This window comes from Rosenbergiella metrosideri, assembly GCF_022602565.1.
Taxonomy (GTDB): Bacteria; Pseudomonadota; Gammaproteobacteria; order Enterobacterales; family Enterobacteriaceae; genus Rosenbergiella; species Rosenbergiella metrosideri.
On record NZ_JALBCV010000020.1, the window covers coordinates 1 to 16,602 of the forward strand.

Sequence of the window (16,602 nt, forward strand, 5' to 3'; positions counted from 1 at the left end):
GCTGCGTATCTCGCTTTGCCGTGTCAGTGGATGCGCATTATAGGGAGTTCCGCTCAGAGCGCAAGGGATTATTTAAACTTTTTTACTGACTGGTGATAAATCAAACCAAACGTGCAGATATCAGACAAAACCCTATTAAAAGCGCTGTTTTTTACAGCAATTAGCTCTTACTTCATTAATAAAATGGCAGCATTACTTTAATTAAGCCTCACCTCTATGCCCAAGATGCGTATACTTAGCAGACTAATTCAATAAATAAAGGACCTCTCAATGGTTCGTTCCACCAGCGACCTCACCGGATTACCTTGGATTGCGGCGATGGCTTTCTTTATGCAAGCATTAGATGCCACTATCTTAAATACTGCACTGCCTGCTATTGCCGAAAGTCTGCACCGTTCACCCCTCGCCATGCAATCTACGATCATTAGTTATTCGCTAACCGTCGCAATGTTAATTCCGGTAAGTGGTTGGCTCGCCGATCGGTGTGGAACGAGAAAGGTCTTTATTTGTGCCGTCACTTTGTTTGCCTTAGGGTCTCTCGCTTGTGCCTTATCAAACTCACTTGGACTATTGGTTGTCTCTCGTGTCGTTCAGGGAATCGGCGGTGCCATGATGATGCCCGTTGCACGACTTACTCTACTTCGTGCTTATCCGCGGAATGAACTCCTTCCTATATTAAACTTTGTCACCATGCCTGGCTTATTAGGCCCTGTCATGGGACCCGTGCTCGGTGGCTTCTTTGTGACCTACGCCAGCTGGCATTGGATTTTCTTGATTAACATTCCTATTGCATTGATCGGGATTTTCTTTGCCCGTAAATACATGCCAGACTTTACGGTACCAAAGCGGAAATTTGATGCACTAGGCTTTCTTCTATTTAGTGGGTCGATCGTTGCATTATCAATTGGCGTAGAGTTGTTAGGCGAAGCACAAGTCTCGTTGAGTGTTGCGATAGCGGCAATGGTAGTAGGCGCTTTACTTCTCGCTTTGTATATAAAGCATGCGGTTAAGAACAAAACGCCTTTAATTAACCTTGCGATGTTTAGAATCCGTACCTTCTCCGTAGGGATTGCGGGAAACGTTGCCTCACGGCTAGGTACCGGATGTATTCCTTTCCTGATTCCTTTATTACTGCAAGTCGCTTTTGGCTATTCCGCGCTTTACGCTGGCTTTATTATGATAGCCACTGCAGCAGGGGCAATTTTAGCCAAATCAACCGTCACTCCGTTACTTCGCCGCCAAGGTTATCGCCGAACGCTAGTCGGTATTAGCGCCATGATTGGCTTATTGATAATGAGCTTCGCTTTGCAGTCTGCGCAACACTCTATCCTGTGGTTACTGCCGCCCCTATTCTTGATAGGGATGGCAATGTCGACACAGTTTACGTCCATGAATACCATCACCTTAGCAGATCTCACCGATGAACATGCCAGCGGTGGTAACAGCGTACTCGCGGTCACTCAGCAATTAGCCATCAGTTTTGGGGTCAGTGTCAGCGCCGCCGTTTTACGCTTTTGGCAGGAGTACCAAACAACAACAGAAGGGCAATTCCAAGCTACCTTCATTACCATGGGTATTGTCACGGTAATCGCTGGCAGCACCTTCTTATTATTAATGAAGAGTGATGGCGAAAACCTTATCAAAAGACCGGCAAAAAAAAGCTAGGTCGATGTTCTAACCTTCGATTCGGGGGGAATGCCCAAGAAACGGGTACTCCCCCCTTTTTTCTCTTCGATTCGATGAAGTAATAAATCGATAGCGACTTGGCCGAGAGTATCTTTCAGTTGATGAATCGTGGTTAGGGCGGGGTAAGGTATGCCGATAATGCGATAGCATCATAGCCAATCACGGCAACATCATCCGGTATAGTCAGTCCGGCACGGAATAATGCTTGATAGACCCCGACCGCCATCGCATCATTACAAGCAAAGACTGCATCCGGTCGCGGCGTTAGCGTTAATACATACTCGACATTCCGCCAGATAATTCTAAATCGTCTTGGACAATATACTGTCCTGACTATTTTAGAAAATCGATAATCTCACCACGCCAAGGTATCGACGTTTGTGCCCCTTGTCGGGAAACGGCAATGGCCGCCGCCGCTTGTGCAAAGTCTATTGCTTGCTGCCAATCAGCTGTTTCAAGATAGCGACAGAGAAAAGCCCCATTAAAAGTATCCCCCGCTGCAATGGTATCTTTTACCGTTACGTCATACCCCGCAATACGTTGTCCCTGGCCGTTGACACTTAGCCAAACCCCGCGATTTCCTAAGGTAATCATAACGGTATCGATGCCTTTATGGTGTAAGCAACGAGCGGCTTGCTCGGCATCCTGATCGGACTGAACGGAGATTCCCGTCAAGGCTTCAGCTTCGGTTTCATTGGGTGTAATGATATCAATCAGAGATAGCAGTTCATCACTTAGCGGTTGCACCGGAGCTGGGTTTAAAACAGTTAAAATATCGTGTTGATGAGCAAGCTTTGCTGCCGCTAATACACTTTCTAAGGGCGTCTCAAGTTGAAGTAATAACCCATCACAAGCGGTAATCACTTGCCGATGTTTCTCGACATAGGCTGTTGTCAGGGAGGCATTTGCACCGGGGTAAATACCAATGGTATTTTCACCCTGATCATCAAGGTAGATCATCGCAACACCGGTGGCTTCACCTTCCGCCACCTCAATCGTCGAGATATCGATGTTATCTTTCAATAGCTGCTCGCGAAGCAATTGACCGACCTCATCGTCGCCGACGCAAGCCATAAAGGCGATTGATGCACCACTGCGACCAGCGGCTACCGCTTGGTTCGCCCCCTTTCCGCCAAAGCTCATCAGGTAATGTGTTCCAGACAACGTCTCTCCCGGCTTAGGGAAGTGTGGGACCTGCAGAACATGATCGATATTGATACTGCCAAGCACCACCATTTTTTTATTCGCTTGCATTGTCGCCGTCCGTTCGCGGAACCTCATTCGGGTACCGCGTTTATTGTTATTGAGGAGTGACTAAGCTGAGATCGACAGAAAATACCTTAGGAATCGCCTGACCTTTTAAAATCTTATCGGTATTCTCAACGCCGGTGATACCAATTTACTCAGGTAATTGAGTAACGGTAGCCGCCATTTTTCCTCGTTTCACTGCCGCTATGCCATCTGCCGTCCCATCGAAACCCACCACTAACACATCTTTTCTTCCAGCCTTCTGTAAGGCTCGTAACGCACCTACGGCCATTTCGTCATTTTCGGCAAACACGGCTTGAACATTACTATGGGCTTACAGCAAATTCTGCATGACATTTAAGCCTTTGATACGGTCAAAATCGGTGGGCTGTCGCGCTAAAAGCGTAAAGTGATGCGTTTGTGCGGCTTCAGCGAATCCTTTTCCTCGCTCACACGATGCCGAGGTCCCTGCAATCCCTTGATGGCCTTTATTCATACTTCGCTCCTCAGCGAAACGTTTCGCTGGCAGCAGCATGAACGAAGCCTAATCGCTTGCTCAATCGAGTAATAAGAGAAATGTGATAGCCATCGAATCGGTTCGCTGAAACAGTGATGCACACCAAGTAATTGATGTAACGCTGTAATTCGTTACTCGAAAAATGTTTGGGTGATCCGCTTTTAACCGAAGCCTTAGGGTAAGGAAGGGAATCCCACTGCCTCGATGAGACAGTGGGGCAAGGATTAGCTAAAGACCATTCCACCGTCGATCAATAGCGATTGTCCGGTCATATAATTAGAGTCAGGTCCAGCAAGGTAGGAAACACAGGCCGCGACATCGTCGGCTTCAGATAAGCGTCCCAAGGTAATACGTTTTGCGAACTGCTCCGTGCCGTAACCTTCGGGTTGTCCTGCTGCCGCCGAAATCTCTTTATCAATCCGTTGCCACATCGGCGTTTTCACTATGCCAGGGCAATAGGCGTTAACGGTAATCCCTAGCGGAGCCAAATCACGGGCAGCGGTTTGGGTTAACCCTCTCACGGCAAACTTACTGGAACTGTACACCGCAAGTTCTGGATTGCCCACGTGGCCCGCCTGAGAGGATGCATTAATAATTTTTCCCCCGTGGCCGAGCTGCTTAAAGGCCTCGATAGCTGCCTGCATCCCCCAAATAACGCCCTTCACATTGATGTTATAGACTTTGTCGACAATATCCTCAGTGATCGACTCAATAGGCGTGGACGGGGCAATCCCAGCATTATTTACGATGACATCGAAGCCACCGAAAGTACGCTGGGTTTGCTGAACCGCGGCAAACACCTGTGCGCGATCAGCAATATCGGCCTGAATTGCTAACGCTTTGCCCCCCGTTTGCTCAATTTTTTTGCAAACACTGGCGGCAGCCTGTACGTCGAGATCAACCACGGCGACATCGAACCCATCACGGGATAACCGCAGTGCAATCGCTTCACCAATACCTTGTCCTGCACCTGTCACTAATGCCACTCGATGCTTCATCTTGTAATCCTTCTTAGATAATTTGACTTAGATGTAGCGCTTCCATTAACCGTGGATTATCGGAATAATCGACAGGAATTGCTACGACTGCAGGCCCCTCCACATCCATTGCGCGTTTTAAAATAGGTTCAAGCTGATCGGTACTTTCAACGGCAAAGCCTGCTGCACCAAAAGCTTCAGCATAGGCCTTGAAGTCGATTGCCCCGAACTTAACCCCAGAAACGCGTTGGTATTTTTTTTGTTCTTGCATCGCCACCATGTTGTACTCATCATCCACCCAGATTATGTGCAAAATGTTGGCTTTTAGTCTTACCGCTGTCTCCAGTTCCATACTGGATTGCATAAATCCGCCATCTCCCGAGACCGATACCACTTTTCGTGAAGGGTCAACCAACCAGGCACCGATAGCCCAAGGTAGCGCGACCCCCATGGTTTGTTGTCCATTAGAGATAATGATTTGCCGTGCACGGAAACTGTAAAGATACCGAGCAATCCAAATGTGGAAACTCCCCATATCAACCGTTAAGGACACATCGTTATTAATGATGTCTTGCATCGCCCGCACGATACGTAAGGGGTGTATCGCAAACTGGTTTAACTGATGGGCTTTCGTCGAGAGAATTTGCCGCTGCAACTGCCTATCTTCTAATACTAGACTCGTCTCTGGGCTAAGAATCAGCGGACTGCCGATGTATTGAGTTAATAGCGTGAGGGTCTGGGCAATATCGCCAATCAGCTCAATATCCGGAATATAATAATTATCCGGTTCGGCAGGCACGACATCGATATGGGCCAAGGAAACATTGCCGTCGCTCCACATCGCCGGTTCATATTCTACAGGGCTATAGCCGATGGTGATCACTAAGTCCGCATGCCGTAATAACTTATCGCCAGCTTGATTGTTAAATAGTCCGACACGACCAGCAAAGCGGCTAAAGTGCGCTTCGGTAATCGCTCCTGCCGCCTGATAGGTGCTCGTTACCGGAATATGGCTGGCATCCAATAACTGCTTGAGCGCTTGCGCATTATCCGCTTGGCTGGCCATCAGACCCAGCAAGATTACCGGATTTTTCGCCTGCTCAATCTGTTTCGCGAGGGCTTTAATATCGTTAACGGGCGCTGGCCCTTGTTTCATCGATGAGATAACTGGCAGCGTATGGCCGCGTACTGGATCATTAATAATATCTTGTGGCAGACTCACAAAAGTGCCACCGGGGCGTCCCAGCTCAGCTTTACGGAAGGCATTGGTGATCACTTCGCTGATTGCATCCGCCGAATTGACTTCTACCGAGTATTTGGTGATCGGCCGAAACATCCCTACCGTATCCATACTCTGGTGTACCTGCTTTGCGCTATCGGAGCGTTTAACCGCGCCGCCTATTGCCACCACTGGGTCACCCTCACTGGTCGCGGTGGCGACACCGGTAATAATATTGGAACATCCCGGACCTGAGGTGACTAAGGTTACCCCTGCTTTACCGGTTAAGCGGCCAATTGCTGCAGCCATAAAGGCACCGTTTGCCTCGTGCCGAACGGGGATCATCTCTATAGATGAATCGACTAAAGAATCGAAGACACGATCAATTTTAGCGCCAGGAATACCAAAAATCTGCTTTACGCCTTGTGCTTCAAGTTGTGCAACCACTAGGTCTGCACCGCATTGCCACTGCTTATCTTGAATTTTGTTACGCATCATTATCTCCACTTAACTCTCTACTGCGCGTATCGCTTGATCGAGGTCTTCTGGGTGTAAATCGGCATTAAGAAATTCATGATGGGTAGGTAAATCCACCACCAGCTTATGAATCGCACCAAACGTCAGGGTTCCGGAGAGTAATTGGTAGTCCAGAAGGTGGCCGCCCCCTTGCCGATCGTCGGTGATAAAGTGTTCGTGGTATCCGGCAACGTTGATTCCCTGCATATACTGCGGTGTGCGAAAACCAATCACTGACCCCGTTTTCTGATTAAAGGTAAAGATAGGTTGCTCAGCTATCGCTTCTTGCATGGGTCGGTAAGGCCGACACTGTTCCGGCACTGTACGGGTCTGCGCTTTCTGGAAGCTCCCCTCTATCCGCAGGGCGCAGAACAGGTTGTCTGAAGAAAGGTGCTGATCGATCAGTCGATGAATAGCTTGGCGTGAAGTGGGCTGGTCCAGCTCGAGACAGTAGTCTGGTTGGAAGAACGTCATTACGGCAAAGGGGGTTTGTTGCTCCGCTCGCGCTTGTTGTGCGCTGCCGTCAGACTTCAGTTGGTAAATTTGATGATCGAGGGCGACCAGTTCACCATCTAAATGATTAAAGGTCCCCAGGCCAAAATCGCCTTTTTCGAGCAGATCAGCAACGGTCATCGAACCGTCATACACCCCACTCAGTAAAGCGCTCATTAAGGACGTTTGAAAAATCACTTTTTCAGGTCCTTGTTGATGGGCCAATGTAACCATCTGTCCGAGTTGTGAGGCACAGTCGCAATCAATAAGATGATCAGCCATGCTTTCCTCTCTATAAGTAAAAACCTTAGAAAGTATGTTGACCTATCACGCTATCGAGTTCCAATATAGGGAAGGCCCGACTTTAAGACGTTATCGATATGGAACTGCGTTATCTTCGTTATTTTGTTGCCGTCGCAGAAACGCGCAACTTCACTCGTGCGGCTGAAAAGCTGTCAATTTCCCAACCCCCCTTAAGCCAACAGATTCTCCGTTTGGAAAGGGAAATTGGTACGCCACTTTTTCTTCGTTTAAAAAGTGGGGTGGAATTAACCGAGGCAGGAGAGGCTTTTTATAAAGAAGCCAAGCAAATATTATTATTGACCGATCAGGCTCTGGAAAAGACCCGCGGTATTGCCCGAGGTATCAATGGTAAGGCGACCTTAGGCTTTGCCTGTTCCAGCGTTTTTCATCCCATACTGTTTGAGCGGTTAAAAAAGTTCCAAACGCGCTATCCTTCAGCGACCTTGCTCTCAGAGGAAAGTAATATGTCGCAATTGATGCAATCTTTGCGTGACGGGACATTAGATGCGGCTTTTGTCCGATTACCTTGCCAAACAACCCAAGAGTTCACCCTGCATACGTTGACGCAAGAAAAGATGTATCTAGTGGTTCGCGAGGAGGAGGCGAATACTCCTCTCGATACGCTTCTCGCAGAGTTACCACTCATTTTATTCCCAAGAGAGTTGGCTCCCAGCCTTTATGATCTCATCATCCATTTTTGCCATGATCAGGGTGTCGTGCCGCAGTTAGCGACCCAAGCGCCGCAGATATCTGCCTCGATTACGATGGTCGCCAGCGGCTTTGGGTTTACCTTTGTGCCGGAATCGCTCACCATTATTGCGATGCCCGGCGTGTCTTATCGGCGAATAGAGGACCCGCAGTTAACCACTGAGATAGCCTTGGCATGGCGTCGTTGGGATCGCTCGCCCATCATCAAGCATCTTCTTGCCTTGGTCAGGGATGATAACGAATAACGTTATTTGACAAAAAAATAGGCGCCTCATGCGCCTATTCTTCATTAAATTTCCACTTGGGTACCCAGTTGAATAACCCGGTTAGGTGGGATCTCAAATTGGTCAGGTGCCCGCAAGGCATTGCGTTGTAGCAGTAAGAATAACTTACCGCGCAAGCGCAGGTACCATGGCCGTTTACCTAGAATTAATGACTCGTTTGACATAAAGAATGATGTCTCCATCATCCGACAATTCAAGCCTTCCAGTCCACAGCGATGGAAGATATCTTCCATATTAGGGATTTCCCGCCAACCATAACTGGCGATAACTCGCCAAAATGTTGGTGAGAGCTGCTCAATACTGACACGATGCACATTATGCACATAAGGTGCATCCTCAGTCCGTAAAGTCAGCAGAACGACACGCTCGTGAAGGACCTTATTATGTTTAAGGTTGTGCAATAACGCGAAAGGAATGATGTTCTTCACTCTGGTCATATAGACCGCGGTTCCTGTGACTCTCACAGGAGGATGTTTCTCTAGAGAAGAGATCATCGCTTCCAGTGAATTACCGTGCTCATGCATCTTTCTGAGCGCCCGGAAACGTTCACTCTTCCACGTCGTCATGATAATAAACATCACCAATGCCAGTGTCAGAGGCAACCAACCACCGGATAATATCTTCACTAAGTTTGCCGAAAATAATGGCACATCGATACAGAGTAAGAAGATACAAAGGGGAACGACCGAAAACAGGCTCCAGTGCCAATTTTTCCTCGCCACCGTACAGGAAAGTAACGTCGTTAATACCATGGTACCGGTGACGGCAATCCCATAGGCAGCGGCTAAGTTACTCGAATGCTTGAAGCTCACGATAACTAATACGACAGCGGTATAGAGTAACCAGTTTACGACCGGTATATAAATCTGCCCTGACTCATTTTCCGAGGTATGAATAATACGCATCGGTGGAAGATAACCTAAGCGTACCGCTTGTCGAGTTAATGAAAATACCCCAGAAATAACTGCCTGAGAGGCAATAACCGTCGCAAAAGTCGCTAGAATTAGCATTGGGATCAGCGCCCAATCAGGGGCTAATAAGAAGAATGGGTTTTTAATCGCTTCGGGGTGTTTGAGTAACAGCGCCCCCTGGCCAAAGTAGTTCATCACAAGAGAAGGCAGTACCACCAGCATCCAAGCGATACGAATCGGGAGCTTACCAAAGTGTCCCATATCGGCGTAGAGCGCCTCTACCCCAGTAATCGCTAACACCACCGAGCCTAATGCGAAGAAAGAAATGGTCTTATAGTGCAGGAAAAACTGTAAGGCATACCACGGATTTAATGCTTGCAGGACCGCCGGATTATTAATGATCCCATTAATCCCAAAGACCGCGAGCAGTATAAACCATAGCAACATCACCGGTGCAAACAGCTTGCCTACCAGTCCGGTGCCATGTTTCTGAATAACGAACAGTAAGGTCAGCACCACTATCGAAATCGGTACAATAAAGACGTCCAGTGATGGCGCGGCGATTTCCAAGCCTTCAATCGCGGAAAGCACCGACATGGCTGGGGTGATCACCACCTCACCGAAGAAGAAACTGCCGCCAATCAATCCCAGAATCAGCACCACCGCCGTGGCGGTTGCGTGGGTATTTCTCCCCGCTAGCGACATAAGGGTTAAAATCCCCCCTTCGCCTGCATTATCCGCACGCATAACATAGCTGATGTATTTCAGCGAGACCACCACCACCAGCAACCAAAAAATTAAGGAAAGGAAACCAAAAACAGACTGTTGTTCGATACCAAAACCAAATTCGCCAGAAAGGCATTCTCGCAACGTATAAAGAGGACTTGTCCCAATGTCCCCATAAACGACACCTATGGCTGCCAGTGTCAACGCCGCTGTAGACTGTTTATTCTCTGAGTTCATAAAAATTTTCTGTTTAGATCGATTAGTCTTAAACAACCTTGATAATTAATAGAGTCCGCACAGTATGCACAGTTTTAGTAAAAAACCTATCATGCATTAACATATGCTATTACTTAATGACAAAAATCATTTACAGTGCAATGAGAAAAACTTACGCTCGCCTCGCTAGATAGCGAACTTAGCTGCGATTTAAGGATGCCTGATGATACCCGCACAACTCCTCGCTGATAGAATTGTCCGCCTGAGTAATCAATTAGAAAAAGGTTTGTATGAACGTCACGATGTCATACGTCTTTGTCTACTCGCCGCGCTCAGTGGCGAGAGTGTCTTTCTAATGGGACCGCCAGGAATAGCGAAGAGTTTAATTGCCCGCCGTATTAAGAGTGCGTTTAAACAGGCAACTGCCTTCGAATATCTCATGACGCGTTTCTCAACGCCAGAAGAAGTCTTCGGCCCTTTATCTATTCAGGCTTTAAAAGATGAAGGACGATATCAACGTATCACCGAAGGCTATTTACCGGATGCAGAAGTGGTGTTCTTGGATGAGATTTGGAAAGCCGGCCCAGCGATACTCAATACCCTCTTAACCGCGATTAATGAACGCCGGTTTCGTAATGGTAAGGATGAGCAGAAGATCCCTATGCGCTTATTGATCAGCGCCTCCAATGAATTGCCGGATGAAGAGAGCGGCTTGGAAGCGCTTTATGATAGGATGTTGATCCGTCTATGGCTCACCAACATCAATGAAAAGCGCCACTTTCACGGCATGCTTTTACAAGTAGAAGATAACCACTTTTCCCTCGAAGACGATAACCTCGCCATTACTGACGAAGAATATTTCCAATGGCAGCAAGCCATCCCGAAGATATTACTGCCCGAGGAGGTCTTCGAACTCATCTATCGACTGCGCCAACAGCTTCAGCAGCTTGCCGATGCCCCTTATATCTCAGACCGTCGATGGAAAAAAGCAATTCATCTATTACAGGCCAGCGCCTTTTTCAGTGGTCGACAAGCGATTGCGCCTGTGGATCTAATTTTATTAAAAGAGTGTCTATGGCATAACGCCGCTTCGCGGACGCTTATTGAGCAAGAGATTCGCACACTCTTACTTCAGCATGCCTGGCAGCAGCAAGCGATGTTGTTGGCATTGCAGCAAATTCAAGTGCGTAAGCAAACACTTCATCAAGAACAGAGCCTGACTCAAGCCTTCAAACTGACGAAGCAGAGTGCAATGTTTAGCCGTAAACCGCATTACCAGTTGCCTAGCACACTGACTGGCGAGACCTTTACCTTACTTTTACAGCAGCCGCTTACCCTGCATCATTTGCGTGTCACGCATATCGTTATTGAGCGTGAAGCCCTCCATCACTGGTTACAAAAAGCCGGTGATATACGGGGTAAATTAAACGGTATTGGTTTTCCGCAATCTCTCGATTTATCTGTCGATGAACAAGATTGCCTCGTGGTGAGAGATATCAGTTTACAAGCAACACGCTTAAACTATGAAGATGAAGTCGTCCGTAGCGATATGCCTGAGGAGATTGTTAAACAGTTTGCTCAGCTCCATGACCGTCTCCAGCAACAACGCCTGCTCTTTCGCCAGCAACAGCAATGCCTATTTATTAATCATGAATGGTTGGCCGACATCGAGGCTAGCCTCCAAGAGGTCGCGGCACAAATCGAACAGGCGCAGCAATGATCTCCCTTGATACATTGCTCAATCTGCTAACGCTAAATGACAGTATCAATTTGAATGATTTTTTGGCAACCGTGCTCACGGCGCCACAATTGGTCCTGCTTTTCGAAAAAAGCCCCAAGCTCAAAAAAATGCTACAACGCGAGTTGCCACAGATTAAAGCCTCCATTACACAGCAACTTAAAGATACCCCTGTTCCGGACGCATTAGCGCAAGAGTTCGCCTTCTATACTCAAACGCTAGGACTGACTTATTATCAATTTACCCAACAACTGCAACAAACCTGTCAGCAGCTTGAAGTACTCAATTCCCCTTTTTACGAAGAAGCACAAAGCTTACTGAAGCAGACTGCGGGAGAGTCGCTAACACCTGCCCAGCACAGTCTCTTTATTCAACGTTGGCGAATGAATCTGACTCTTCAAGCCTTGACGCTCAATGACGATCTGCTGGAGCAACATAAACAGAAATTAATAGAAGAGTTAAAAAAACAACTCTCGATGAGCGGATTTCTCGCGCCACTGCTCAACGATGATGAAGATATGAGCCATGGTCGTTTATGGGATCTCAGCAAATCATCGCTGCATACCGCGGACAGCGAACGTTTAATCGAATACAGCCATTTTCTACGCTCTCAGCCGCAACTCATTGAACTAGCACAAAAGCTGGGGCGCAGCCGAGAGTCCAAAGCGATCGTCGCAGACACAACTCAACTTGGTGTCGAGCAACACTTACAATCGATTACCAGCGCCTTCCCCGAAGAGGTTCAAGGTGTTCATCAAAGTGATGACGTATTACGCCTTCTGCCACCGGAGCTGGCCTCATTGAGTTTGGACGAACTTGAAATCGAGTTTTATCGCAAGCTTATCGAAAAGCGGCTTCTTACCTATCAGCTACAAGGCGAAGACCACCAGCTGGTGACAAAACAACGACCGGTCACCTATCAAGAAAAAGAACAACAGCCCAAAGGTCCATTTATTGTCTGCGTAGACACCTCTGGCTCTATGGGCGGCTTCAATGAACGCTGCGCAAAAGCGTTTTGCCTCGCACTGCTCAAGATAGCGTTCCAAGAAAACCGACGTTGCTTTGTGATGATGTTTACCCAAGAAATCATACAATACGAGTTAACTGCCGAGAGTGGCATGCCTCAGTTGATCCGTTTTTTAAGCCAACGCTTTAGAGGGGGAACAGATATCGGCCATTGCCTGCACGAAGCGGTAAAACTCTTACAAACTGATAGCTGGCAGGAAGCCGATGTCGTGGTCATTTCAGATTTTGTTGCTCAACGCGTTAGCGAAGAGATCCAGCAGCAGATTCGCCAGCAGCAACAGCTGCATCAGCAACGCTTTCATGCCGTTACGCTGTCCGATCATGGAAAGCCTCGGTTGACCTCTATTTTTGATTTTATCTGGTCTTTTGATACAGGATTAAAAAGCCGGTTAAAACGCTACGTTCGGCGCTAAATACTAAGGGACTGCTATAGTTTGAACATAATCATTAAGGAAAGCGACTATCGTGAACACTACAACGCTAACACCAGCTTTTACCCCTTCGCTCTCAGGCAGTGACCCCGAGCAGAAACGTCGAGAACTTCTCGACTACTTTCAAACCACTTGGCATACCTACGAGCAATTGTTTACTTGCCTCACGGAAGAACAAGCTTGGACAACTAAAGCGATCCCGCTTCGCCATCCTCTTATCTTTTACTACGCGCATACCGCCACCTTTTTTATCAACAAATTGATCGCTGGTGGCTACATCACCGAGCGGATCGATGAGCGAATGGAAGCCATGATGGCCATTGGCGTCGATGAGATGAGTTGGGACGATCTGAATGACGATCATTACGCTTGGCCCACCCCTGCAGCAGTACAAGACTATCGCGACCGTGTTCGCCAACAAGTGATTGAGGTGATTACTCATCTTCCCCTCACTCTTCCTATCGGTTGGAATGATCCGGCTTGGGCGATATTAATGGGCATCGAACATGAGCGTATTCATCTCGAAACCTCGAGTGTTCTCATCCGACAACTCCCTATCAGTTGGGTTACCCCGCAACTGACTTGGCCTATTTGTCCGCACTTCTCATCAAGTCGTCAAGAGGTACCGGACAATACGTTAGTGCCTCAATCAGGAGGAACATTAACGCTAGGTAAGAAAGACGATTATTACGGCTGGGATAATGAATATGGCCAACAGGTGCAAATCATTGCGCCCTTTGCTGCCAGTAAAATGCTGGTGAGTCATGCCGAGTTCTACGAATTTGTCAGTGATGGTGGCTATCAAACTGCCGAGTGGTGGGACGAAGAAGGCTGGGGATGGAGAACCTACACTCAGGCTGATAAGCCGACATTCTGGGTAGGCGATATTGCATCACCTGATCAGCTTAAGCTGCGCGTTCTCACCGAAGAGATTGATTTTCCGTGGGATTGGCCTGTCGAGGTTAATCAATTGGAAGCTTCGGCTTTCTGTCGATGGAAATCAGCGAAATCAGGCCGGTCGATTCAGCTCCCTAGTGAGGGAGAGTGGGCATGGTTACGTGAACCGATCGACGGAGACCACCCAGACTGGCAAACCCCTATCGGAAATATCAATCTGCAAGGCTGGGCCTCTTCGTGTCCTGTGACCTATTTTGCGCAGGGTGATTTCTTCGATATCGTTGGTAATGTGTGGCAATGGACCACAACGCCGATCAGCGGTTATCAAGGCTTTACCGTACACCCTCTATACGACGACTTTTCGACACCGACCTTCGACGGTAAACATAACTTAATCAAAGGCGGGAGCTGGATATCAACCGGTAATGAGGCGTTAAAAGCCGCACGCTATGCTTTTCGTCGTCATTTTTTCCAACACGCTGGCTTTCGCTACGTAGAATCGACTCATCAGGAAACTATGCTAAAAAATCCTTACGAAACTGACACCATGGTCGCTCAATATCTCGACTTCCAGTATGGCGAGAACCGCTTCTGCGTAGAGAATTATGCTAAAGCCTTGGTCGAGAAAGTGATTCCCCATTGCCACAGTACTCTTCATGCCTTGGACCTCGGCTGTGCCACTGGACGTGCCAGCTTCGAGCTAAGTCGCTACTTTGATCGGGTAACCGGTATCGACTATTCAGCGCGCTTTATTGATGTGGCGCTACAACTGATGACCGGGGAAGATTTCCGCTATGCACTGCCTACCGAAGGCGAGCTGGTCGATTATCATCAAGTCCGCCTCAGCGAATTAGCCATCACCGCCGAACAATGGCAAAAGATCGATTTTAAACAGGGGGATGCCTGTAATTTAAAGGTGACACACGCCGAGTATGATCTTATCTTTGCCTCAAACTTAATTGATCGCTTACGCGAGCCAACACGCTTCCTTAATAGTCTTAGTTCATTATTGAAACCTGGTGGCGTGTTAATGCTCTCTTCACCCTATACGTGGTTAGAAGCGTTTACGCCTAAAGAAAATTGGTTAGGGGGAATTCGTGAGAACGGTGAAGCCGTCACTACCTACCAAACATTGCAACGACTATTACGCGATGATTTTGAGGAGATTCAGCCAGCGGAAGATATTCCGTTTGTCATCCGTGAGACGGCCCGTAAATATCAACATACCGTGGCGCAAGCAAGCTATTGGCGCCGCAGAGCGTAACGTACAGGCGCCCGATAGGGCGTTTGTTTTTTCAAGGATTGTGATATGTCTGATGCCTCGCAACTCGACGAACTGGATCGAGATATTCTTAATGTTCTACTTAAACAGGCAAAAACGCCCTACGCCGAACTGGCCAAGATGTTTGGCGTCAGTGCCGGGACCATCCACGTTCGTGTCGAAAAGATGCGCCAAAGTGGAGTGATAACGGGCACCCATATTGCAGTCGATCCCCGTAAACTCGGGTTTGATGTGTGTTGCTTTATTGGCATCATTTTAAAAAGTGCGCGCGATTACCCTGCTGCTTTACAAAAGCTTGAAGCACTCGATGAGGTCGTCGAGGCTTGGTACACCACTGGCCACTACAGTGTCTTTATCAAAGTCATGTGTCGATCCATCGATGCATTGCAGCATGTGCTGGTCAATAAGATCCAGACCATTGATGAAATACAGTCCACTGAAACCCTGATCTCTCTACAAAACCCCATCGATCGCCCGATCAAAGCGTAATCGACCTGAATACTGTGGATAAAGTTATCAGTGCTTTGATCCACAGTGCTCAATCTCTCCTAAATAGTTACAAAATAATAATCCCCCTATTATCCACAGGTGGATCACCGCTTGATCACCGAGTACAATGGCCGCCTTTATTGAGGAGGGCATATGGCTGAAATTACTTTTATTACGGGTAGCACACTGGGGAGTGCCGAGTATGTTGCAGAGCATCTCGCGGATAAATTAAGCGAAGCAGGTCATACCAGTGAATTACTTCATGGTGCAGAGCTCGATGAAGTCCCGCTAGAAGGAATTTGGATCATTGTCACCTCCACCCACGGTGCAGGCGAGTTACCGGATAATCTGCTCGACTTTAGTGAAACCTTATCAGAGCAAAAACCGGATCTTAGTGGTGTTCGCTATGGCGCAATTGGACTCGGTAATCGAGAGTACGATCTATTCTGTGGGGCGATAAAGACGCTTGATGAGCAATTAACCCAGCTCGGAGCCATTCGAATTGGCGATCGTCTTGAAATAGATGTGCTAGAACACGAAATTCCTGAAGATCCGGCTGAAGAGTGGTTGGTGGAGTGGGTAGAGAAGATTTAATCCCCGCGTTAGATCGTTTTTTTTTCGAGATCCCTAGTTTTTTACTCTGTATTTAGCAGAAAGATCATGAAAGTTCTGTGGATAACAATGCGAAGATCGTGCGTAAAACCCGTGGTTATCCACCTGATAACATGAGTTCACTTATTGACCTGTGTATAACTACCTATCTTGATCCCAGCTTATACGGAGAACGATCACCGATCATTCACATGAAATGATCACATTGAATAGCCTGATATTGTTAAAGAAATAATGGTTATCCACAGAAAAGCTCGATCCTAATAAGAGATCTAACAGAAAGATCATATACAGAATAAAGATCTTTCTTTTAAACCTTAAGGA

The 16,602-nt window shown here is 47.6% G+C and carries 12 protein-coding genes and 2 pseudogenes; 7 read left to right on the forward strand and 7 right to left on the reverse strand.

The genetic code is table 11. The annotated features are described in order from the left end of the window. Nucleotides 1-270: 270 nt before the first annotated feature. Nucleotides 271-1,665, forward strand: coding sequence for a DHA2 family efflux MFS transporter permease subunit (locus tag MKR94_RS14830; protein ID WP_241647647.1), 1,395 nt, complete (start codon nt 271-273; stop codon nt 1,663-1,665). Here MKR94_RS14830 and MKR94_RS14835 read toward each other — a convergent pair. The 6 genes and pseudogenes from MKR94_RS14835 to budA form a co-directional block, all read right to left on the reverse strand. Then, nucleotides 1,662-1,912: pseudogene (locus MKR94_RS14835) on the reverse strand (substrate-binding domain-containing protein). The gene MKR94_RS14830 and the pseudogene MKR94_RS14835 sit on opposite strands and share 4 nt — an antisense overlap. Nucleotides 1,913-2,019: 107 nt before the next feature. Then, nucleotides 2,020-2,940, reverse strand: a complete 921-nt coding sequence (gene rbsK / locus MKR94_RS14840) for a ribokinase (protein WP_241647685.1) — start codon at nt 2,938-2,940, stop codon at nt 2,020-2,022. 46 nt (nt 2,941-2,986) lie between these two features. Continuing rightward, a pseudogene (locus MKR94_RS14845) lies at nt 2,987-3,415 on the reverse strand (substrate-binding domain-containing protein); the annotation flags it as partial. Between the two features lie 260 nt (nt 3,416-3,675). Beyond that, nucleotides 3,676-4,449 carry a (S)-acetoin forming diacetyl reductase gene (locus tag MKR94_RS14850; protein ID WP_241647648.1) on the reverse strand — a complete coding sequence of 258 codons (774 nt, stop codon included), beginning with the start codon at nt 4,447-4,449 and terminating at the stop codon, nt 3,676-3,678. Nucleotides 4,450-4,462: 13 nt separating this feature from the next. Beyond that, nucleotides 4,463-6,142: an acetolactate synthase AlsS gene (gene alsS / locus MKR94_RS14855; protein WP_241647649.1), complete on the reverse strand. Its 1,680-nt coding sequence runs from the start codon at nt 6,140-6,142 to the stop codon at nt 4,463-4,465. A gap of 12 nt (nt 6,143-6,154) precedes the next feature. After that, nucleotides 6,155-6,937: an acetolactate decarboxylase gene (budA, locus tag MKR94_RS14860; protein WP_422047536.1), complete on the reverse strand. Its 783-nt coding sequence runs from the start codon at nt 6,935-6,937 to the stop codon at nt 6,155-6,157. A gap of 98 nt (nt 6,938-7,035) precedes the next feature. Between budA and MKR94_RS14865 the strand changes: the two genes are divergently transcribed. Next, nucleotides 7,036-7,911 (forward strand): LysR family transcriptional regulator, encoded by an 876-nt coding sequence (locus MKR94_RS14865; RefSeq protein ID WP_241647650.1) that lies wholly within the window; start codon nt 7,036-7,038, stop codon nt 7,909-7,911. Nucleotides 7,912-7,955: 44 nt separating this feature from the next. Here MKR94_RS14865 and kup read toward each other — a convergent pair whose 3' ends face one another. After that, nucleotides 7,956-9,824: a low affinity potassium transporter Kup gene (gene kup / locus MKR94_RS14870; protein ID WP_241647651.1), complete on the reverse strand. Its 1,869-nt coding sequence runs from the start codon at nt 9,822-9,824 to the stop codon at nt 7,956-7,958. A 202-nt stretch (nt 9,825-10,026) separates the two neighbouring features. Between kup and ravA the strand changes: the two genes are divergently transcribed. From ravA to mioC, 5 genes are all read left to right on the forward strand, one after another. Further along, nucleotides 10,027-11,523, forward strand: a complete 1,497-nt coding sequence (gene ravA, locus MKR94_RS14875) for an ATPase RavA (protein ID WP_241647652.1) — start codon at nt 10,027-10,029, stop codon at nt 11,521-11,523. Continuing rightward, on the forward strand, nt 11,520-12,980 hold the full coding sequence (gene viaA / locus MKR94_RS14880; protein WP_241647653.1) for an ATPase RavA stimulator ViaA: 1,461 nt from the start codon (nt 11,520-11,522) through the stop codon (nt 12,978-12,980). Before ravA ends, viaA begins: the two co-directional genes overlap by 4 nt. Before the next feature lie 52 nt (nt 12,981-13,032). After that, the gene (gene ovoA / locus MKR94_RS14885) at nt 13,033-15,159 is read left to right on the forward strand and encodes a 5-histidylcysteine sulfoxide synthase (RefSeq protein WP_241647654.1); all 2,127 of its coding nucleotides are present in this window, start codon (nt 13,033-13,035) and stop codon (nt 15,157-15,159) included. Between the two features lie 45 nt (nt 15,160-15,204). Next, nucleotides 15,205-15,666: a transcriptional regulator AsnC gene (gene asnC, locus MKR94_RS14890; RefSeq protein ID WP_048913076.1), complete on the forward strand. Its 462-nt coding sequence runs from the start codon at nt 15,205-15,207 to the stop codon at nt 15,664-15,666. Between the two features lie 153 nt (nt 15,667-15,819). After that, nucleotides 15,820-16,260: an FMN-binding protein MioC gene (gene mioC, locus MKR94_RS14895; RefSeq protein ID WP_241647655.1), complete on the forward strand. Its 441-nt coding sequence runs from the start codon at nt 15,820-15,822 to the stop codon at nt 16,258-16,260. Nucleotides 16,261-16,602: the final 342 nt, after the last annotated feature.